Genomic DNA, 19,770 nt, shown 5'->3' with positions numbered 1-19,770 from the left:
AACTCCTTTCTTAATGATAATATTAATAAATAAGCATATTTTTACACCCTATCAAAATACGAACATTGCATGATCCGAAAGGCAACTTTGAGTCTTGTGCTCTTATACAGTACTTTCACTAGTTTTGAAACCTCAGCCCAGCGAATAGACTCTGTTGGCCAGTTAGATGGTCGTACTAATACTGTTAATACTGCTGTTCCATTTCTAAGAATTACGCCTGATGCGCGTAGTGGTGCTATGGGGGATGTAGGGCTGGCTATCGCGCCGGATGCTTCCTCTATTTACTGGAATCTTTCCAAACTGCCTTTTGCTACTACTAAATCGAGCATGGCTGTTACCTATACACCCTGGTTAAAAGAACTGGTGAATGACGTATTCCTGGCCACAGTGAGTGGTTATACCCAGGTAGATGAAAACCAGGCCATATCAGGATCGTTAAGATACTTTTCCCTGGGTTCTATTAATCTCAGGGATGTAACCAACCAGGACCTGGGTGATTTTCATCCACGGGAATTTGCTATTGATGCGGGTTATGCCCGTAAATTGTCTGATCACTTTGGTGTAGGTTTTACTGCACGGTATATTTATTCAAACCTGGCAGGTGGCCAGAGTGTTGACAATATTGCGATCAGGCCCGGAAAGGCTTTCGCAGCAGACATCTCCGCTTTCTATACTAAAGAGATAGAAAAGGATGATGGCCTTGTCAATAAATTCAACCTGGGCGTAGCGATTACGAATATAGGTACCCGTATATCTTATACCAGCTCGGCGCAAAGTAAAGACTTCATACCCACCAACCTGGGTCTGGGAACGGCTTATACGCTTAGTCTGGATGAGTACAACCAGCTGACCTTTGCACTGGATATTAATAAATTACTGGTACCAACGCCCAGTCGCGATTCTGCCGGAAATCCTACCAACGATTATAAAAACAAGAGCGTGCTGGAAGGCATCTTCTCTTCTTTCGGTGATGCGCCCGGTGGTGCAAAGGAAGAATTGCAGGAGCTGATGTATTCTGTTGGGATGGAGTACTGGTACAACCAGCAGTTTGCAGTAAGGGCCGGTTATTTCAACGAAAATAAGAATAAAGGCAATCGTAAATACTTTACCGCCGGTATCGGTATCAAGTATGATATTTTTGGACTCAACTTCTCTTACCTCGTACCATCGGGTTCGGGTATTCAGCGCAATCCACTGTCTAATACGCTGCGGTTTACGCTGACCTTTGATCTGGGTGGCAGAGATGAGGAAAGCAGAACGGGCTTTTAATATGCAGGGATTTTATGATTTTGTGATTTGTTGAAATAGTTGCTGTGTTGATCAGGGATGAGCGCAGAATAAGCAAATATCAACAGCATAAAAAGACAAAATAAATTGATTTTATCCCTCCGTTTTAGACGGGGGGATTTTATATTTAATGCCTTACCTTGCGGATTGGCAAAAACGTTTAAAAAAACAAGATATGAGTAGGATACGTATTGGCCTGGGTGTAGATTTTCATCAGCTGGTAGAAGGCCGGGAGTTCTGGCTTGGAGGTGTATTGGTACCTCATTATAAAGGCGCATTAGGGCATAGCGATGCAGATGTGTTACTGCATGCGGTGTGCGATGCAATGCTGGGTGCATTGGCATTGGGCGATATAGGGGTGCATTTCCCGGATACAGACAATACCTACAAGAATATCGATAGTAAAATATTATTATCCCGCTGCGCACAGCTCGTCGGGGAAAAAGGTTACCAGGTAGTGAATGTAGACAGTACCCTTTGCCTGCAGGCGCCCAAAATAAAAGATTATGTGCCGCAGATGCAGCAGGTAATAGCAGAAAGATTACGCATCAGTATTGAAGATGTATCTGTAAAAGCAACAACGGCTGAAAAAATGGGCTTTGTAGGCAGGGAAGAAGGCGTAACAGCGCAAGCGGTAGTGCTGTTGGAGAAGGTTTCCCAATAATTATTTACAGATTTAGTTATTGGGGTATTTTTTTAGAAAGATATCATCTACTGAAGCGACATATCTAAATAACTAAATTCCAAAATGTTTAAAATATCTTTGTTCAATGGCTGATATCATTGTGAAAATTATCAATAAGTCGGATAATGAATTGCCGGCTTATGCAACAGCAGAAGCCGCAGGGATGGACCTGCGTGCACATTTGGAAACAGCAATTACGCTTCAGTCACTGGAAAGAACACTGGTGCCTACTGGGTTATTCATGGAGTTACCAACCGGATATGAGGCGCAAATCCGTCCCCGTAGCGGGTTGGCTATTAAACAGGGACTTACCCTGCTCAATACGCCTGGCACGATAGATGCTGACTACCGGGGAGAGATCAAGATAATTATGATTAATTTATCCAAAGAGGCACAAACGATACAACCTGGCGACCGTATAGCGCAGATGGTTATTGCTCCTTTTGTACAGGTAGTGATGGAACCGGTAGAGGTGCTGACCACCACAGAACGTGGCAGCGGCGGTTTCGGTCATACCGGTAAATCCTGATAGATGCGTATATACTTCACCGTTATAGGACTGGCCGGTATATTTTTAATGGGCGCATGTAGCGGAATCAAACATTCCACTACGCAAAGGGGGTATGTCATCAAAGATCCCGCTGTACTGGAACAGCGGGCTGATAGCCTCTTCTTTGCGGCACAGCGTTCTAAAATGCTGGGAGATTACCGTACGGCTATCACCCAATATTCCGACTACCTGCGGCTGAATAAAAATAATGCCACCGTTTATTATGAGTTAGCCCGGTTGTTTATGGAAGTGCGCAATCCGGCCTATGCACTGAGCTTTGCACGCCGCGCCGCCACACTGGACAAGAGCAATCACTGGTTTCAGATTACACTTGCGGATGCATTTGCCGTGAATGAACAGTTTGATAGTGCTGCCCTCGTATTCGACAAACTCACTATTCAATATCCTGACAACGAAGATTATCTTTATAACAAAGGTGTATTTCTTTCCAAAGCCGACAAGCCCGCAGCGGCCCTGGCTGTATTTAACCAGCTGGAAAAAAAGACCGGCGTAGTGGAAGAACTCATCTACCAGAAACAGAAACTGTTACTCAAAATGAGTATGGTAGATGAAGCCGCCGCAGAAATACAGAAACTGATTGACCTGAATCCACAGGAAATACGCTACTACTATCTGTTGGCAGAAGTATATGATGCCAATGACCGTATCTCGCAGGCATCAGACATCTATCATACTATCCTGTCTAAAGATCCTGATAATGCAAGGGCATTGATCGGACTGGCCGGTTACGCCAGGAAGAATAAGGATATGGCCGGCTACTGGGCTTATCTTACCCGCGCCTTTGCTAATCCCGGGTATAACATTGATGAAAAGGTAGCTTATGTATATCCGTATCTGCAAATGATGCAATTGGATTCCTCCAAACTGGAGGAAGGGTTGCAGCTTACATCACTCATTGTAAAAGCGCATCCGCAGGATGCCAAAGCCTACGCACTGAGAGGCGATATGTATTCTCAGGCCGATATGCTGGACAGCGCACAGGATAACTATTCAAAAGCCCTGAGCCTGGATTCTACCCGCTTTTCGGTATGGTACCAGCTGATGTGGATCTACTCCCGCAAGGAAGATCCCAATGCGCTGCTGGTACTCAGCAATTCCGTAACGGAAAAGTTCCCGAAAGAATTCATGGGCTATTATTTCAAAGGATTGGCCGGCTTCCTGTTGCAACAATATCCAGCCGCCATCAATGCACTGAATAAAGCACTGGAAATAGGTAACGGAGAGAAGAAATTTATGGCAGACGTACAATCCCTGCTGGGAGACGCCTATCATGCTACCGGGCAACACCTGCAATCAGACAGCAGTTACGAACGTGCTTTGCTGCTTCGCCCGAAAGACGCTGTGGTACTGAATAATTATAGTTACTACCTGTCATTACGCGGTGAACATCTCGACAGGGCCGCAGAAATGTCGAAACGCTCCCTGGAACTGGAGCCGGAAAGTCCTACCTACATGGATACGTACGCCTGGATCCTCTTCCGTCAGGATAAATTCCAGGAAGCAAAGCAATGGATCGAAAAGGCCATGCAATATCCGGAAGCACAGCAGAATCCCAATGTTCTGGAACATTACGGTGATATTCTGTTTAATTTAAAAGAAGTAACAAAAGCAGTGCAATACTGGCAAATGGCTAAAGACAAAGGTGCTACCTCTGTGGGCCTTGTCCGTAAAATCGCTGAAAAAAGATATATTCAATAGCTGTTGACTTTTATCCTGGCTGCTGGTTGGTATTCCTGCACAGTAAAAGCACACAGCGGAAAGCTAAAAGCTACATGAAGAAAACTGTCATATTTTTAATAGGAATCACGAGCCTGGCAATAGTGGCGTGCCGCCATCCAAAACAGTTGGCGCGCAGTACTTTCCCGGCAACAGACACGAGTAAAATCATTGCACACAAAGACAGCACCTCAGCAGCAGAACGTGCTAAGTTTACCAGCGATATGCTGAAAGGTATCAAGGATAATAATATTGCCTTTAACACCTTTTCCGGCAGGATGAAACTGGCATTTGAAAATGAAAAGAAAAGTCATAATAACCTGACCGCTACTATCCGCATGAAAAAGGATAGTATCATCTGGATCTCTGTGAGCGCACCGATTATTGATGAAGTAATGCGGGCCGTGATCACACCGGATAGCCTGAAACTCTATAACCGCATGGATAAACAATTATTCCTCCGGAAGATGGCTGATGCGGAAGAACTACTGAACATCCCCTTTGATTTTAAAACATTGCAGGACCTGTTGATCGGTAATCCTGTTTATCTCAACGACAGTGTTTTCCAGGTAGTGAAAACGCCTTCCATTATCTCTTTCAGTTGCGATCATCCTAAATATATCAGCCTGTTCAATGTTTTTGCAGATGACTTCGGATTGCAGCAAAGTAAAGTGATGGATAAAGACAGTACCAATCCCAATACGCGGTCCTGTGAGCTGACTTATGGCGATTATGCAAAGGTTGCCGGCCGGAAATTTCCTACTACACGCCGCATTTTTGTAGAAGAAAAAAATGTGACGAAAGTGGCGCTGGATTTCACCCGCTATGATTTTGATGTGCCGCTTACTTTTCCGTTCAGTATGCCTTCCAGTTACAAGCGTATGTAACCGTTGAGCGTAAATGTCATCTTCATTAAACTAATAAACGTTGTATATTTATCGTTTATATACCATAACCTGATATTTAATTGCAGTTACTAAAATAGTCATGTTGTATTTGAAGAAGATTATCCCGTTGATATTGATTGTATGGTTATTGCCAGCTATGTTGGTGGCCCAGAATACTGGCCAGCAGCAACAGTCGCGGGAAGAACTGGAGCGCAGGAAAAAGGAACTGCAGAAGGAAATTGAGGAAGCAAATGAGCAACTGAAAGACACTAAGAAATCCACTAAAGAAAGCCTGGGTCAACTCCGTGCCCTGCGTGATAAAATTACACTCCGTAGCCGCCTGATCAATAATATTAACGAAGAAATTAATTTCATCAACGGAGATATCAATACTGCTTACCGGGATGTAAAAACATTGCAAAAAGACCTGGACACCCTGAAAGCACAATATGCACAACTGGTGATCTATGCTTATAAAAACAGGTCTTCTTACGATATGATGAACTTTGTATTTTCTTCACAAAGTTTTAATGATGCCGTAAAACGTTTTCAATATTTAAAACAATACCGCGATTACCGCCGCAGACAGGCAGAGAATATCGTTTCCACACAGGATCAGCTCAATCAGAAAATACAAAACCTGGAAACACAGCGTGTAAAGCGTTCTGTAGCACTCAAAACAGAACAGGAACAACGTTCCACACTGGAAGTAGATAAGAAGGAAAAGGATCAGGTACTGAACAAACTGAAAGGACGGGAGAAAGAACTCGTGGCGGATATCAATCAACGTAATAAAGATGCACAGAAAGTACAGGCAGCTATCCGTGCAGTAATACGCCGTGAAATTGAAGAGGCCAGACGTAAGGCCATAGCAGAAGAAACAGCCCGCCGCAAAGCTGCGGAAGAAAAACGCAGGCGTGAAGATGAAGCGCGTAAAGCCGCTATCGCCGCCGCTGCTGAAAGAGCAAAAGCTGCTGCCGCTGCCAATGGCAATGCTGCGAATGTTCCCGCACCCGAAAAACCGGCGCCTGTACCGGAACCTCCGAAACCCGCACCGGAACCGGAACCAGAGAAAACCACAGCCCGTAGCGAAAACGTACTGGAAGCCACCCCCGAAGCACTCGCATTGTCTGAGAGCTTTGAAGCTAACCGCGGTAAGCTGCCATGGCCGGTAGATGCAGGCAATATCATTGAACACTTCGGGATTCACCAGCATGCCGTAATGGAACATATCCAGGTGCCTTCAGATGGTATCGTGATAGCCACCAACAAAGGCGGTGCAGTGAAATCTATTTTTGAAGGAGAAGTGAAATCTGTAGTGGTAATGCCAGGATCAGGATATGTAATTATTATCCGTCACGGACAATACTTTACTACTTATGTACGTTTGCAAACTACCCGAGTGAAGAAAGGTGATAATGTGAAAACAGGCCAGGTAATAGGCACCGCCAGTGTAAATGATATTGAAAATACCGGTGAAGTAGAATTGCAGATATGGAAAGGTATTAGCAAGCAGAATCCGGAACAATGGATTAGAAGAAGATAACAGCGCATTATGCATTACGGATTACAAATCCGTAATGCTTCCCCATATAAATACACCTTTTATTGAGAAAGCAGCTTCTTGTCTTAATGGCGCTCTGGCTATTACCGGCAATACTATATGCACAGCGCAGCAAGAATCAATCGCGCGCGGCGCTGGAAAACCGCCGGCAGGAGCTATTGAAGGAAATTGAAGTTGCTACACGATCGCTACAGCTCACGAAGAAATCCACTAAACAGAATATCAGCCTGCAGCATGAACTGCAACAAAAAATAAGCAGCCGCACCGCGCTCATTACAAATATCAATAAGGAGATAAACCTGATTAACGGAGATATCAGTGCTACTAACAGCAACGTACAAACGCTGGAGAAGGAAGTAGACTCGCTCAGGGCGCGTTATGCCCAACTGGTGGTATATGCCTACAAAACACAGGGGTCCTATGATCTGCTGAATTTCCTCTTTACCGCCAACAACTTTAATGATGCATTGCGCCGCTATCAATACCTGCGTCAGTACCGTGAAAACAGGCGGCGACAGGCAGAGAACCTGCTCTCTACCCGGGAATTGCTCGGTGAGAAGCTACATAGCCTGGAAGACCAGCGCGCACAAAAAACGGGTGTGCTCCATACCGAGAAACGGCAACAGGTGGCTTTGCTGGTAGATAAAAAGGAAACGGATCAGACGATTGTACAGCTAAAGGGAAAAGAAAAAGAACTGCAACAGCAAATCAGCAAAAGCAGGGCAGAAGCGCGGCAGGTAGATAATGCCATCCAGAGCGCCATCCGCCGCGAAATGGAAATAGCCCGTAAAAAGGAGATAGCAGCTGCCTCGGCCCGGAAGAAACTGGCAGCAGCAAAACGTCAGCAGTTGCAGGAAGCAGCAAGGAAAAGGGCATTAGCAGCCGCTAAAAAAGCAAACGGTAAACCAACAGTAAAAGAAACAATACCAGAAGATGATGTACCCGCTACTGTTACTACTTCGCCGGAAGATGTTTTGGTAGCCACACCGGAAGCACTTTCGCTATCAAGGGATTTTGAGGCCAACCGGGGCCGGTTGCCATGGCCGGTAGATGCAGGCCGCATCACTGCCCGTTTTGGCACCAGTAACATAGGTAAGATAGAAGTGGATCATAACGGCATTATCATCGCTACCGGTAAAGGAGCGGCGGTAAAAGCCATTTTCGACGGCGAAGTAATCATGGTATTTATGGTGCCAGGCGCAGGATATATGGTTACCCTGCGCCATGGAAAATATTTTACCAATTATGTACGCCTGCTCGATATACATGTTAGAAAGGGAATGTCCGTGAAACGCGGTCAGGCACTGGGCGCTGCGGCCGCTGCACCTGGTAGTAGTACCGGCGAAATAGAATTACAGATCTACCGCAACATGGTGAAACAAAACCCCGAGCGATGGCTCCGTAGCCGTTAAAGCAACTGTGCCTGTTTCAGTAACACCTGTTCATACAACGCTTCATACTGAGGAATGATATTGTCAATATGGAAACGTTGCGCCTGTGCAAGGGCGCCTTTACGCACCTTCGCCAGCAATGTTTCGTTTTGCAGCAGTTGAAGCGCCTGGGCAGCCATTCCTTCCACATCTCCCACATCACTCATATAGCCGGTTTGTCCGGGAATATTGATTTCCGGTAAGCCACCGGCATTGGAGGAGATAACCGGCACCTGTGCCGCCATAGCTTCCAATGCAGCCAGCCCGAAGCTCTCATATTCAGATGGCAACAGGAAAAGATCGCTGATAGACATTACATCTTCCAGCTGTTCCTGTTTACCTACAAAACGTACATCTTCACAAATATTTAATTCGCGGCACAAGCATTCAATAGATGGTCTGTCCGGACCATCGCCTACCAGTAGCAACTTGGCGGGGATCTGCTGCCGCACAAGGGCAAAGATCTTTACTACATCAGGTACCCGCTTTACTTTACGGAAGTTGGATACATGCAGCAATATCTTTTCTCCGTTGGGAGCGATAGCATTTCTGAAATGCGGCATCTCACGGCGGCTGAAGCGTTGGGTGTCCACAAAGTTGTAGATCACAGAGATCTCTTTTTCTATCTGGAAATACTTATACGTTTCATCGCGCAGGTTTTCGGATACTGCGGTGATGGCGTCTGATTCATTGATAGAGAAAGTTACTACCGGGGCATAGGTTTTATCCTTGCCTACCAGTGTGATGTCCGTACCATGCAGGGTCGTGATAAAAGGCACCACTCTTCCCTGTTTGCTGACAATCTGCTTGGCCATATACGCTGTAGACGCATGCGGGATAGCATAGTGTACATGAAGAAGGTCCAGTTTCTGATTGATGATCACATCCACCATGGTACTGCTCAGGGCAGACTCATAGGGAGGGAAGTCAAAAAGTGGGTAGGTGGGTACCTGTACCTCGTGGTAATATATATTAGCGTGAAAGGCGTTGAGCCTTACCGGCTGTTGATAAGTGATGAAGTGAACCATATGGCCTTTGTCTGCCAGGGCTTTGCCCAGCTCTGTTGCCAGTACTCCACTTCCACCGTATGTAGGATAACATACTATTCCTATGCGCATGAGCTATTTTTTAAACTTAAAGCAAAAGCTTCGGGCATGAATGGCAGCATGGCGCGCTTTTCTGCTCCCTGCACTCAGCTTTCGGCTTATTTTTGCAACAACGAAGGTAACTATGAAAATCGAAATTGAGGAAACCGCAGATCATTTATTTGTTATTTGTACGAACCCTGTCAATTAATTAGTTTTAGTTATAAATTAGCCGCTTATATGAGAAAACTCTTTTTGCCAATTGTATTTGCCTGCTCCCTGCCTGCCTTAACCATGGCACAGCAGTCCGATTCACTAATGTTGCGACGTATCGCCGACGAAGTATTAACCCATAGTCCGGCATATGAAAACCTTCGTACCCTCACCAAAAAGATAGGTGGCCGTTTGGCCGGATCGCCACAAATGGCGAAAGCAGAGAAGTGGGGCGTAGAAGCATTGAAAGTCGCTGGTGCAGATACGGTATACTTACAGGAGTGTATGGTGCCTCATTGGGTACGCGGCGCCAGGGAAGAGGCCCGCATCATCTCCCGCCGGCGGGACTTTGTACCTCCCTTACAGGTGCTGGCATTGGGTAATTCTGTAGGAAGCTCTCCCGCAGGCGTCACTGCCCCGGTACTGGAAGTGACTTCTTTCGATGATCTCGAAGCTAAAAAAGACCATGTAAAGGGAAAGATCGTTTTCTATAATTATCCGTTCAACCCAACTTTCATAAAAACATTTCACGCCTATGGCGATGCAGTCCAATACCGGGGGCAGGGCGCCAGCCGTGCAGCGAAATACGGTGCGGTAGCGGTTATTGTGCGCTCTATGTCGCATTCTACGGACAACTATCCGCATACCGGCGCCATGACGTATGATTCGGCTTATCCCAAAATCCCCGCAGTGGCCATCGGCCTGAAAGATGCGGAGCGCCTGAGTCTCCGTGTAAAAGACGACCCCAGCGCACAGGTTTTTCTGCGCACCAACTGCCGCATGCTGCCCGATACCATCGGACACAATGTAATTGCAGAACTGCGGGGCAGCAAATATCCGGACCAATACATCACAGTAGGCGGCCACCTCGATTCCTGGGATGTAAGCGAAGGCGCACAGGATGATGGCGCCGGCTGTGTACAATCCATCGAAGTGCTGCGCGCATTTAAGGCACTGGGTATTCAACCCGCGCGCACCTTGCGCGTAGTGCTGTTTGCCAATGAAGAAAACGGTACCCGTGGCGCCCGCAAATATGCAGCGGAAGCAAAAGCACGTAATGAAAAACATATTTTCGCACTGGAAAGTGATGCCGGCGGTTTTACTCCCCGTGGCTTTTCTTCTACCATGGATGCTGATAAAAAAGCTATCATGATCAGTTGGAAGCCCTTATTTGAACCCTACGGACTACATGATTTTGAAGAACCAGGCGGTGGAACGGACGTCGGACAACTGCATCAGGCATTAGGTACCCCAATGGCTGAACTTTATCCCGACTCCCAGCGTTATTTCGATATTCATCATGCCCCCAACGATGTATTTGAAGGGGTGAATAAACGTGAGCTGGAACTGGGCGCATTCGGCATGGCCGGCCTTATCTACATGGTAGACCTTAATTTCTGATCATCAATCACTAAACTATACACATGGGCCGGTTTGTATTTATTGTCGTAACTATCATCTTATTGGTACTGGGCGGCATCTTCTTTTATAAGTTCTATTTCGTATTCGGAAAAGGAGTGAAGGCCGGTGAGCTCAACTACTTTGTGGAAAAGGGCTATGTGTTTAAAACCTACGAGGGTAAACTGATCCAGTCCGGCTACAAAGGCCGCGTAACAGGAACCATTCAGTCAAATGAATTTGAGTTTTCCGTAACAGATGAAAGAATAGCCCAACAGCTGATGACTGCCAGCGGTAAACTGGTGGAGCTACATTACAAAGAATACCTCGGCAAATTGCCCTGGCGAGGATTCAGTCCGTTTATTGTGGACAGCGTAATTACGATTACGGATAACACCAGAAGAGATTTGCCATAATATTTAGGGATTTACGAATTTTTTGATTTACGAATTTTGGGATTTTGAAATGCAGCGGAGATATAAGCGATATGATCATCTCCGCTGCATTTCAAAATCCCAAAATTCGTAAATCAAAAAATTCGTAAATCCCTAAATGATTTCTGCGGCGTATAGGAGGAATATTGCTGGTTTTTTATGTATTTCGGGTATTGCAGTTTTCCACTCCTTTACTGTTTTTGTTTTGATGTATTCAGTAGGGGCGGTGATGTCTGCCGCGATGCAAACCTGGGTATCGTCCTTACAGTTATCCAGGATGTCTCTCATCATTGGGTTATTGCGGTAAGGTGTTTCGATAAATAATTGTGTTTGATTTTTCTTTCCTGAGATTTCTTCCAGTTCCCGGATCATTTTTCCTCTTTCGGGGGATTTGATGGGCAGGTAACCAACAAACTGAAAGTTCTGCCCGTTCATACCGGAGGCCATCAGGGCCAGTAGTATGGAATTGGGACCTATCATGGGAATCACTGGTGCGTCAATGCTATGCGCTACTTGTACTATGAGGTGGCCCGGATCGGCGATAGCGGGGCAACCAGCTTCACTGATAACACCGATATCCGTTCCTTCCAATAAGAGCTTTTTTGCCAAAGCCAGGTCTGGTGGATGGTTTTCGTGCATGAGCAGCAAACGGAGGTCATCTATCACAATACTTCTGTCGAGTGCTTTTAAATAACGACGGGCAGTACGCTCGTTTTCTACATAAAACACCCGGAGCTGTTTTACAATAGGAGTTACATAAGCCGGGATGCTATATAAGGCATCTGCGCTCAACACGGTAGGAATCAGGTACACTTTGCCTGGTGCATTCATTATATAAGTCTTTTATCTTGTAAATCAATAGTAGCAGCAATAACCGCATAAGAAGGTGCCAGCATCCATCCCAGTACAGGAATCAGCATAAACAGGTAGAATACGATCCCGTTGCCCAGTGCCATACCACGATGCTGCCGGACGAATGTGATACTCTGTTTCATACTCAGGCGGTGGCGTTCGCAGCTGTAATCCATCATGGAAAATCCGTAAAAGTATGCTTCTATAAAAAAGCCTACCATCGGCGTAAGCCAGCCTATCACCGGTATAAATGAAACCACCAGCAGTACCAGGATAGCGCCTGTCTGGTATACAATATTCCGGAATGACATTTTGATGCCCCGCAGAATATCCTGCCCTAACTGCGACCAGCTGAACGGAAAACTGCGGTGATCAAGGATCGCCTCTGTTTTCTCAGACAGGTAGGAGAAAACCGGCGCGGCTACGATCAGGAATAAATATTTGAAGTAGGAAAAATACAGGAATACAAACACGATCCTCACAGAAAATGCCACCAGGATAAAGAGAAAACTAACCCAGCTGCTTTCCAGGTCCTGCACCCATTCAGTAATGTGCAGCAGCCTGGTCAGGTATTCCACAAATTCTCCGGAATATCCCCACACGAAATAAAAGCCAATGAAAAATAACAGGCAGTAAATGATGCCCGGTATTAATATCCACTTCCATAATTTATGCTGCATAATGAACTGGTGGGCTTTGCCATATGATTGAATGGCTGCCAACACTTCTCTGAATGAAAACAACGTCTGCGTATTTTTAAAGTAACGGAATTAGTTTTAGTCCCCTGATTAACGAAGGAGGAACGAAACTAATGCAAAAATAGCTAGGATTAATATGATTTAGGTGATTATCCTGTAATGACAGCTAGAAGCGGGGACAAAGGGTTTTGTACTTGTTATTCTCGTTCTTGGTGTGGATATAGATCAATGATAACTCAAGACCGCCGCGGTAGTGGGAAGCGGGGTTCAGGGTAGATATGTTGGTGTCGTAGGTGAGCCCTACCTGGAAGCCTTTTATCTCCAGTCCGATGTAAGGAATGATGGCATCTTTTAACCGATACCAGCTACCCAGGTAAAAGGTGGTGGGGTTATCATCCATATCATTGAGCGCAAAGCCATAGGCGCCGCCAAAAGTTAGCTCCGAGGCGGTACTCTGCTTCATATAGAGGATGCTGGTATGAAAGCGGTCTTTTCCGTTTACAGGTACGGAGCCGCCGCCATGCACGGTCCAGCGGTAGCTGAGCCGGTTCTGTGTCAGGTCCATGAATGATTCTGTGGGCTGGGTAATGTGGTAGTAAGAAGCACCCAGGTATATGTTGGAAGCCTCTCCTATGAGCCCGTTATACAAGATCCCGATATTGGGATCGAAATAACTTATTTTAGGATTCACCAGCGTTTCATTGCTGGGAATTAAGGGGTTATAACCGTTGTTGTCTATCTGATTTTCAAACTGAAGCTTGCTGTTATCTAATCTTTTCTGTACCAGTGTTCCCTGCAAACCGATAGCCAGCGTATGGTTCCCTTCCGGATCGAGGCCCTTGTGGTAAGCGGTGCTGAAGGAAAAGTAACTGGAAGTCAGGGCGCCGCCACCACTTCTGTCGTACATCGCCATCATACCTACTCCCCAGATATCTGTATAGGAAATAACATTTTTCAGGATGCCGAAATCTATAGCGGCAGTACCTGTTACAAAGGGCATGGCGATGCTGCGCCACTGTGAACGATAGTTGCCTGATAAGCGATAATCACCTGAAAATAAGCCTGTATATGCTGGGTTAAGTGTAAGCGGAGACGCGAAAAATTGCGAAAAGTGAGGGTCCTGAGCCCGCAGTGAGTTCAGATTAAAGAATATGGCCAAGAATAGTAAAGCTCTTTTCATATAATAAAGCTTAAAGCATAGGATTTATGCAATAGAGGTGAAGGTACATAAATAATGTTATATTTCAAATTAAATCCATGTGTAAAAATATTTACGAAAGAGAAAAACATTTTCAACTTTCTTATAATCTGATTTAGATATTTAGCTTCACGCAGAATATAACATGAAGCTAAATATCTAAATCCGAAAATCAAAAAATCAAAAAATATTTATACTAAGTAGTTGACCGATATTAAATTATTGTTGCAGTTTGTTTCCGAAAGCCAGGTCACCGGCATCACCAAGGCCTGGTACAATATAGCCTTTCGCAGTGAGTTCGTCATCAATATCTCCGGCCCAGATGGTAAGATCAGCTTTTGTATTGCGGAGTACATATTCAATACCAACGGTACAAGCAATCGCTACTACCAGGTGGATATGACTGGGTTTTCCGATTTCTTCCAGGTGCGCAATGGTTTTCACCAGGGAGGAACCGGTGGCCAGCATGGGATCTGAGAGGATCAGCACCTGTCCTTCAATAGACGGGCTGCTCACATATTCCAGGCTGATATCGAAAGAGCCGTCGCGGTTGTGTTTACGATAGGCGGAGATAAATGCATGATCTGCCTTATCAAAATAGTGCAGTAAACCCTGATGTAAAGCCAGTCCTGCGCGTAAAATAGTGGCGAGTACAGGCTGTTCTTTTAATACCCGGCAGGTAGCTATGCCCATCGGCGTGGTAACTTCCTTATCCACATATTCCAATGTTTTACTGATTTCGTAAGCGGCTACTTCTCCCAGCCGTTCCATATTGCGGCGGAAGCGCATACGGTCCTGCTGAACATCTACATTCCTGATCTCGCTTAGCCATTCTCCTACCAGCGAATTGGTTTCACTTAAGTTAATTATCATGAGCTACCCCTTTGAACTGGCAAATTACCGAAAATTCGTTTAAACTATTGCTTATCCAGCAGGCTGGCCTTTTTAACCAACTGGATAAATTCCGCACGGTACCCTTCGGGATCCTGACCACGGGCAGTACCCGCCCAGCGTAGGATCTGCGCATAGGTAGCAGTGCCCTTAAAGGCGGAGTTGCGCAACAGCTGACCAAAGGCAGCTACAGCCGCCGCCATCCTGAAATCTTCCGGTGCTTCTTCCACACGCTGGTTGTTGTAGGGCAGCACTTTTTGCAGTAGCTGACTCTTGTCTTCATCCGGTTGTTTGTAGCGGAGTTTTACTGTCAGTATTTCCGTATGATTGCCGGCAATCTTTCCCTGCTGGTATTTCAAAGGGTCTACCCAGCTGGTGGCTTTTACTTTACTGCCGGTAGGAATAATTTCATAAAGGGCTGTTACCGTATGTCCTACGCCCATATCGCCGGCGTCTTTTTTGTCGTTGTTGAAGTCTTCATTTGGTAACAGGCGGTTTTCGTAGCCTACTAACCGGTACGACTGCACGAATGCAGGATTGAATTCTATCTGTAGTTTTACATCTTTGGCAATGGTAAAAAGGGTACCGCCAAATTCGGTGACAAAGGTTCTGCGGGCTTCCTCAAAATTATCGATATAGGCATAGTTTCCGTTGCCCTTGTCTGCCAGCAATTCCAGCTTGTTATCTTTGTAATTACCCATGCCGAAACCTAATACAGAGAGATAAATACCCTTTTGCCGTTCCTGTTCAATGATGCGTTGCAACGCGCCATCGCTGGAAGGGCCTACGTTGAAATCCCCGTCTGTAGCCAATATCACGCGGTTGTTGCTTTTCTTTGTCAGGTGCTCGCTGGCTATCTTATAAGCCAGTTGGATACCCTCACCACCTGCGGTAGAACCGCCTGCCTGCAATGCTTCCAGTGCCGCCATGATCTTACCTTTTTCACTGCCTGCTGTTGATGGCAGTACTACACCTGCTGCACCGGCATATACTACAATAGCTACCCTGTCCTGTGGCCGTAGTTGATCTACCAGTACATTAAACGCTTTTTTTACCAGCGGAAGTTTATTGTCTTCTTCCATAGATCCGGAAACATCTATCAGGAATACCAGGTTGGAAGGAGGTAGATCTTTGGTATCTACCTGTTTACCTTTTAACGCAATGCGTACCAGTTGATGATCCGTGTTCCAGGGGCATATGGCCATATCTGTGCGGATGGTCACGGGGTCTTTGTCTTTGCCGGTAGGAGCGGCATAGTGATAATCAAAATAGTTGATCATCTCCTCTACTCTTACGGCATCTGCGGGTGGCATTTCGCCATTATTCAGGAAGCGGCGCACATTGCTGTAGGCGGCACGGTCCACATCAATACTGAAAGTACTCAGCGGCTGATCGGTGACAGCATGGAAAATATTTTCATTGATTGGACTGTAGTCTTCGGTATTAAACCGGGGCGCTGCGGCGTAGCCATGGGTGCTCATTTTGCTGGCCATCATAGGCGCTGCCATGTCGTAGGCTACTTCGGCTTCCTTCCTGGAGATATACCTGTTTTTGTCGGTCTGCTTTACTATTGCCTGCAACCGGTGCAGTTTAAAGTGAACAGTAGTCTGCGTGGCGCCTAACGGTATTTCCAGTTGTTTGAAGTTGGTTGCCACGGCTTCCAGGATAAGCGCGCCTGTGGGCACTTTCAGGCTGAAATTACCTTTGGTATCTGTGGCTGTCAGGAAGTCGGTGCCTTTTACCCTAACCACGGCATTGGAGATCCCTGTATTATCGGCGTTGTTCTGTACAGTGCCGGTAATCAGCCGTTGCTGGCCTGTGGCATGAAATGCGATCAGGCAGGAGAACAGTAATAAAGAAAGATATTTTTGCATAGCAGAGAAGTTTTCTGTCTGCATGATGCCGGGTAAAGAACCATTTCCATAAATCGTTAAAAAAATATTTAAAAACTACCTTTGGCAAAAATTTAGTCGATGGTATATAATGTGATAGGCACCATGTCCGGTAGCTCATTAGACGGACTCGATATAGTTTTCGCGGAACTGACGGAGGTACGCGGGCAATGGACCTATGCTATTAAAGCATCAGAGAGTTTGCCATATGAACCGGAATGGATGGAAAGACTGGCCACAGCTACATCGCTGCCAGCCAGGGACTACCTGTTGCTGCACACGGCTTACGGGCATTACACCGGGCACCGGATCCTTTCTTTTATAGAAAAAAATCAGCTGGACCATAAGGTGCATTTCATTGCATCACATGGGCATACTACTTTTCATATGCCGGCAGATAAAATGACGGCACAACTGGGTGATGGCGCTGCCATTACAGCTGTAACGGGCCTTCCGGTGATCACTGACCTGCGTGCGGTGGATGTGGCACTGGGCGGACAGGGAGCGCCGATTGTACCCATCGGGGAAAAATATTTACTTCCCGGTTACCAGTACTGGCTCAACCTGGGAGGTATTGCCAATATCTCTGCACAACTGCCCGACCAGTTTGCAGCTTTTGATATCTGCCCCTGCAACCGTGTGTTGAATGAACTGGCTGCCGCACTGAACAAGCCTTACGATGATGGCGGCGCCCTGGCTGCCGGTGCTGTGGCAGATCCCGCGCTACTGGAACAACTGAACGCATTACCTTATTACCAGGCGCCCTGGCCAAAATCGCTGGCCAATGACTTCGGTACGGCTACCGTGTTGCCTATGATCATGCCTTTACGTATATCCGTGCAGGGTAAGCTCCGCACTTATACTGCACATATAGCCGCACAGATAGCGAAAGCAGCAGCGGCGCTGAAAGATAAAATGCCGGATGCTCCCGCCAGTATGCTGATCACCGGCGGCGGTGCTTTCAATACTTTTATGGTAAACAGTATCCGCGAAGAGCTGGCGCCACTGGGTATTACCGTGGAAGTACCGGATGAACTGACCGTTAATTTCAAAGAGGCGCTGGTAATGGCCCTCATCGGTGTGCTACGCTGGAGACATGAGGATAATGTATTGTCGTCTGTTACCGGGGCTGCGAGAGATTCGGTGAATGGGGCACTCTGGACGAGCCGTTAAGAACCGACCTTAAAAATAGAAGCGGATACTGTCTGAATACGGTATCCGCTTCTATCTTTAATAAACAGCTGTAAACTGAAACCCGTCTCCATCAAATAATCCCAAGTCACTTAGTTTTAAATGTGGAATCACGAGCAGCGCCATGAATGACAAGGTCATGTATGGTGATGCGAGCTCTGAGCCCAATGCCTTCGCTGATTGATCGAAAGTGCTGTATTGCTGCGCTACCGTATAGCCGTCGAGGTTACTCATCAGGCCGGCTACAGGAAGGGGTAGTACCTGGGTGTTGGTTTTATTGGTAAAACTGATGCCACCTTGCTGCGCAATGACTGCATTGACAGCGGCACAAAGACTTTCATCATCCGTTCCTACCACAATAATATTATGGCTGTCATGTGCTACAGAAGAGGCGATGGCTCCTTGTTTCAGTCCAAATCCACGGATAAATCCCAATGCCACGGGCGCTTCCCGGTAGCGGTTTACGACTGCCAGTTTCAGGATATCCTGACTGGTGTCGCTGTGCAACAATCCTGCTGTTACGGCGAGGTTGGCAGTAAGGGCATTAGTGATCAGCTGACCATTCATCGCTTCAATCACCTTTACCGTTACGGCAGTTGCATTACTATCGTTTACGGGCATACGAAAATCATCCACTGCTTTATCACTGCATACAAAATTATTGACAGGGGTAGCAGGGATAGAAGGGATGAGCGTCTGGCCATTTTCGGCCACTTTTTCGCCATCGATATAAGTAGCGAGGATATTAAAATCCTGTAGGTTATCTACCACAATAAAATCCGCAGCATCCTGTTCCCGCAGCATTCCGTTGTCCAGTTTATAATGTAGTACGGGGTTTATGCAGGCGGCACGCAACACCTTAAAGAGATCAATACCATGTGCCAGCGCACGTTTCACCAGTTGGTTGATGTGGCCTTCAACCAGGTTGTCGGGGTGTTTGTCGTCACTGCAAAACATGATCTTTTCAGGATAGTCATGCAGCAGGGGGATGAGGGCTTCAAAGTTTTTGGCCGCACTTCCTTCCCGGATGAGTATATGCATGCCATATTGTAGTTTTTCCAGACCTTCTTCCAGCGTAAAACATTCATGATCGGTACTGATACCGGCTGCGATATAAGCGCGGGCAGCATCGCCGCGAAGCCCTGGTGCGTGGCCGTCTACCGGTTTGCCTGCCCGTTGTGCCGCGGCTATTTTAGCCAGCACTTCCGGGTCTTTGTTGAGTACGCCGGGAAAGTTCATCATCTCTGTCAGGTAGCGGATGTCGTCGCGCTGTAGTAGTTGTTCGATGTCTGCTACATCTACGGTGGCGCCGGCTGTTTCAAATATGGTGGCGGGTACACAGGAAGGTGCGCCGAAATTGAATTTGAAAGGAACCTGTTTGCCATTGTCCAGCATAAATTCCACGCCTTTTACACCCATTACATTGGCAATTTCATGGGGATCGCTGACGGTGGCGACGGTGCCGTGTACCACTGCCAGCCGTGCAAATTCAGTTGGGATCAGCATAGAACTTTCTATGTGTACATGAGCGTCTGTAAAGCCGGGTAGCAGATAATGCGGCCAGGCATTGTTATTGCGTTCTATATTATGGATGCGGCCATCCGCTATGTGCAGGGTAGCAGGATAAATTTCCTGGTGTAATATATCTACAAGGTTGCCGGAAATCTGGTATGTATTCATGCCGTAAAGCTAAGGAATAGCCGGCATTTTCAGCTTTAGCCAAATTTTTGTGAAGATGTAAACGCGCCATGTTTTTTGGCTATCTTTATTTGATAATA

The 19,770-nt window shown here is 46.4% G+C and carries 17 protein-coding genes; 10 read left to right on the top strand and 7 right to left on the bottom strand.

Annotated features, from left to right (window positions below; all coding sequences use genetic code 11):
- Window positions 1–69: 69 nt before the first annotated feature.
- The 7 genes from porV to ABQ275_RS21610 all read left to right on the top strand — a co-directional run bounded on the left by porV (window position 70) and on the right by ABQ275_RS21610 (window position 8,122).
- Window positions 70–1,269 carry a type IX secretion system outer membrane channel protein PorV gene (porV, locus tag ABQ275_RS21640; RefSeq protein WP_349315222.1) on the top strand — a complete coding sequence of 400 codons (1,200 nt, stop codon included), beginning with the start codon at window positions 70–72 and terminating at the stop codon, window positions 1,267–1,269.
- A gap of 193 nt (window positions 1,270–1,462) precedes the next feature.
- Complete coding sequence (gene ispF, locus ABQ275_RS21635; protein ID WP_349315221.1) at window positions 1,463–1,951, top strand: 2-C-methyl-D-erythritol 2,4-cyclodiphosphate synthase; 489 nt, start codon at window positions 1,463–1,465, stop codon at window positions 1,949–1,951.
- 106 nt (window positions 1,952–2,057) lie between these two features.
- Window positions 2,058–2,501: a dUTP diphosphatase gene (gene dut / locus ABQ275_RS21630; RefSeq protein ID WP_349315220.1), complete on the top strand. Its 444-nt coding sequence runs from the start codon at window positions 2,058–2,060 to the stop codon at window positions 2,499–2,501.
- A 3-nt stretch (window positions 2,502–2,504) separates the two neighbouring features.
- Window positions 2,505–4,241: a tetratricopeptide repeat protein gene (locus ABQ275_RS21625; protein WP_349315219.1), complete on the top strand. Its 1,737-nt coding sequence runs from the start codon at window positions 2,505–2,507 to the stop codon at window positions 4,239–4,241.
- Window positions 4,242–4,315: 74 nt separating this feature from the next.
- Window positions 4,316–5,146 carry a DUF4292 domain-containing protein gene (locus tag ABQ275_RS21620; RefSeq protein WP_349315218.1) on the top strand — a complete coding sequence of 277 codons (831 nt, stop codon included), beginning with the start codon at window positions 4,316–4,318 and terminating at the stop codon, window positions 5,144–5,146.
- Window positions 5,147–5,255: 109 nt separating this feature from the next.
- Window positions 5,256–6,692, top strand: a complete 1,437-nt coding sequence (locus tag ABQ275_RS21615) for a peptidoglycan DD-metalloendopeptidase family protein (protein WP_349315217.1) — start codon at window positions 5,256–5,258, stop codon at window positions 6,690–6,692.
- Between the two features lie 62 nt (window positions 6,693–6,754).
- Window positions 6,755–8,122, top strand: a complete 1,368-nt coding sequence (locus tag ABQ275_RS21610; RefSeq protein ID WP_349315216.1) for a peptidoglycan DD-metalloendopeptidase family protein — start codon at window positions 6,755–6,757, stop codon at window positions 8,120–8,122.
- Here ABQ275_RS21610 and bshA read toward each other — a convergent pair.
- Window positions 8,119–9,258, bottom strand: coding sequence for an N-acetyl-alpha-D-glucosaminyl L-malate synthase BshA (bshA, locus tag ABQ275_RS21605; protein ID WP_349315215.1), 1,140 nt, complete (start codon window positions 9,256–9,258; stop codon window positions 8,119–8,121). The two genes, ABQ275_RS21610 and bshA, sit on opposite strands and share 4 nt — an antisense overlap.
- 207 nt (window positions 9,259–9,465) lie before the next feature.
- On the opposite strand from bshA, the gene ABQ275_RS21600 reads away from it, so the two are divergent.
- Window positions 9,466–10,839, top strand: coding sequence for a M20/M25/M40 family metallo-hydrolase (locus ABQ275_RS21600; protein ID WP_349315214.1), 1,374 nt, complete (start codon window positions 9,466–9,468; stop codon window positions 10,837–10,839).
- 23 nt (window positions 10,840–10,862) lie between these two features.
- Window positions 10,863–11,252 carry a hypothetical protein gene (locus ABQ275_RS21595; protein ID WP_349315213.1) on the top strand — a complete coding sequence of 130 codons (390 nt, stop codon included), beginning with the start codon at window positions 10,863–10,865 and terminating at the stop codon, window positions 11,250–11,252.
- A gap of 132 nt (window positions 11,253–11,384) precedes the next feature.
- On the opposite strand, the gene ABQ275_RS21590 is transcribed toward ABQ275_RS21595, so the two are convergent.
- The 5 genes from ABQ275_RS21590 to ABQ275_RS21570 form a co-directional block, all read right to left on the bottom strand.
- A complete protein-coding gene (locus ABQ275_RS21590; RefSeq protein WP_349315212.1) occupies window positions 11,385–12,101 on the bottom strand; it encodes an SAM-dependent methyltransferase in 717 nt (238 codons plus the stop codon).
- Complete coding sequence (locus ABQ275_RS21585) at window positions 12,101–12,865, bottom strand: EI24 domain-containing protein (protein ID WP_349315211.1); 765 nt, start codon at window positions 12,863–12,865, stop codon at window positions 12,101–12,103. The genes ABQ275_RS21590 and ABQ275_RS21585 overlap by 1 nt, the downstream gene beginning before the upstream one ends.
- A gap of 121 nt (window positions 12,866–12,986) precedes the next feature.
- Window positions 12,987–14,000 (bottom strand): PorP/SprF family type IX secretion system membrane protein, encoded by a 1,014-nt coding sequence (locus tag ABQ275_RS21580; RefSeq protein WP_349315210.1) that lies wholly within the window; start codon window positions 13,998–14,000, stop codon window positions 12,987–12,989.
- 237 nt (window positions 14,001–14,237) lie between these two features.
- A complete protein-coding gene (gene upp / locus ABQ275_RS21575; RefSeq protein ID WP_349315209.1) occupies window positions 14,238–14,891 on the bottom strand; it encodes a uracil phosphoribosyltransferase in 654 nt (217 codons plus the stop codon).
- Between the two features lie 44 nt (window positions 14,892–14,935).
- Window positions 14,936–16,783, bottom strand: coding sequence for a von Willebrand factor type A domain-containing protein (locus tag ABQ275_RS21570; RefSeq protein WP_349315208.1), 1,848 nt, complete (start codon window positions 16,781–16,783; stop codon window positions 14,936–14,938).
- 99 nt (window positions 16,784–16,882) lie between these two features.
- Here ABQ275_RS21570 and ABQ275_RS21565 point away from each other — a divergent pair, with 99 nt between their 5' ends.
- The gene (locus tag ABQ275_RS21565) at window positions 16,883–17,974 is read left to right on the top strand and encodes an anhydro-N-acetylmuramic acid kinase (protein ID WP_349315207.1); all 1,092 of its coding nucleotides are present in this window, start codon (window positions 16,883–16,885) and stop codon (window positions 17,972–17,974) included.
- A 57-nt stretch (window positions 17,975–18,031) separates the two neighbouring features.
- Here the strand turns inward: ABQ275_RS21565 and ade are convergent, their stop codons facing one another.
- Window positions 18,032–19,672, bottom strand: coding sequence for an adenine deaminase (ade, locus tag ABQ275_RS21560; RefSeq protein ID WP_349315206.1), 1,641 nt, complete (start codon window positions 19,670–19,672; stop codon window positions 18,032–18,034).
- Window positions 19,673–19,770: the final 98 nt, after the last annotated feature.

The sequence above is a fragment of the Chitinophaga sp. MM2321 genome (assembly GCF_964033635.1).
In the GTDB taxonomy this organism is placed as follows: domain Bacteria; phylum Bacteroidota; class Bacteroidia; order Chitinophagales; family Chitinophagaceae; genus Chitinophaga.
Note: the sequence above shows the minus strand (reverse complement) of the source record. Positions and strands in the feature narration are given on the sequence as shown.

Bases quoted from the DNA above. Each gene is read 5' to 3' on its own strand.
- ABQ275_RS21565 (WP_349315207.1), top strand. From the start codon at position 16,883: ATGGTATATAATGTGATAGGCACCATGTCCGGTAGCTCATTAGACGGA.
- ABQ275_RS21600 (WP_349315214.1), top strand. From the start codon at position 9,466: ATGAGAAAACTCTTTTTGCCAATTGTATTTGCCTGCTCCCTGCCTGCC.
- ispF (WP_349315221.1), top strand. From the start codon at position 1,463: ATGAGTAGGATACGTATTGGCCTGGGTGTAGATTTTCATCAGCTGGTA.
- ABQ275_RS21580 (WP_349315210.1), bottom strand. From the start codon at position 14,000: ATGAAAAGAGCTTTACTATTCTTGGCCATATTCTTTAATCTGAACTCA.
- upp (WP_349315209.1), bottom strand. From the start codon at position 14,891: ATGATAATTAACTTAAGTGAAACCAATTCGCTGGTAGGAGAATGGCTA.
- ade (WP_349315206.1), bottom strand. From the start codon at position 19,672: ATGAATACATACCAGATTTCCGGCAACCTTGTAGATATATTACACCAG.
- ABQ275_RS21590 (WP_349315212.1), bottom strand. From the start codon at position 12,101: ATGAATGCACCAGGCAAAGTGTACCTGATTCCTACCGTGTTGAGCGCA.
- porV (WP_349315222.1), top strand. From the start codon at position 70: ATGATCCGAAAGGCAACTTTGAGTCTTGTGCTCTTATACAGTACTTTC.
- dut (WP_349315220.1), top strand. From the start codon at position 2,058: ATGGCTGATATCATTGTGAAAATTATCAATAAGTCGGATAATGAATTG.
- ABQ275_RS21625 (WP_349315219.1), top strand. From the start codon at position 2,505: ATGCGTATATACTTCACCGTTATAGGACTGGCCGGTATATTTTTAATG.
- ABQ275_RS21595 (WP_349315213.1), top strand. From the start codon at position 10,863: ATGGGCCGGTTTGTATTTATTGTCGTAACTATCATCTTATTGGTACTG.
- bshA (WP_349315215.1), bottom strand. From the start codon at position 9,258: ATGCGCATAGGAATAGTATGTTATCCTACATACGGTGGAAGTGGAGTA.
- ABQ275_RS21570 (WP_349315208.1), bottom strand. From the start codon at position 16,783: ATGCAAAAATATCTTTCTTTATTACTGTTCTCCTGCCTGATCGCATTT.
- ABQ275_RS21620 (WP_349315218.1), top strand. From the start codon at position 4,316: ATGAAGAAAACTGTCATATTTTTAATAGGAATCACGAGCCTGGCAATA.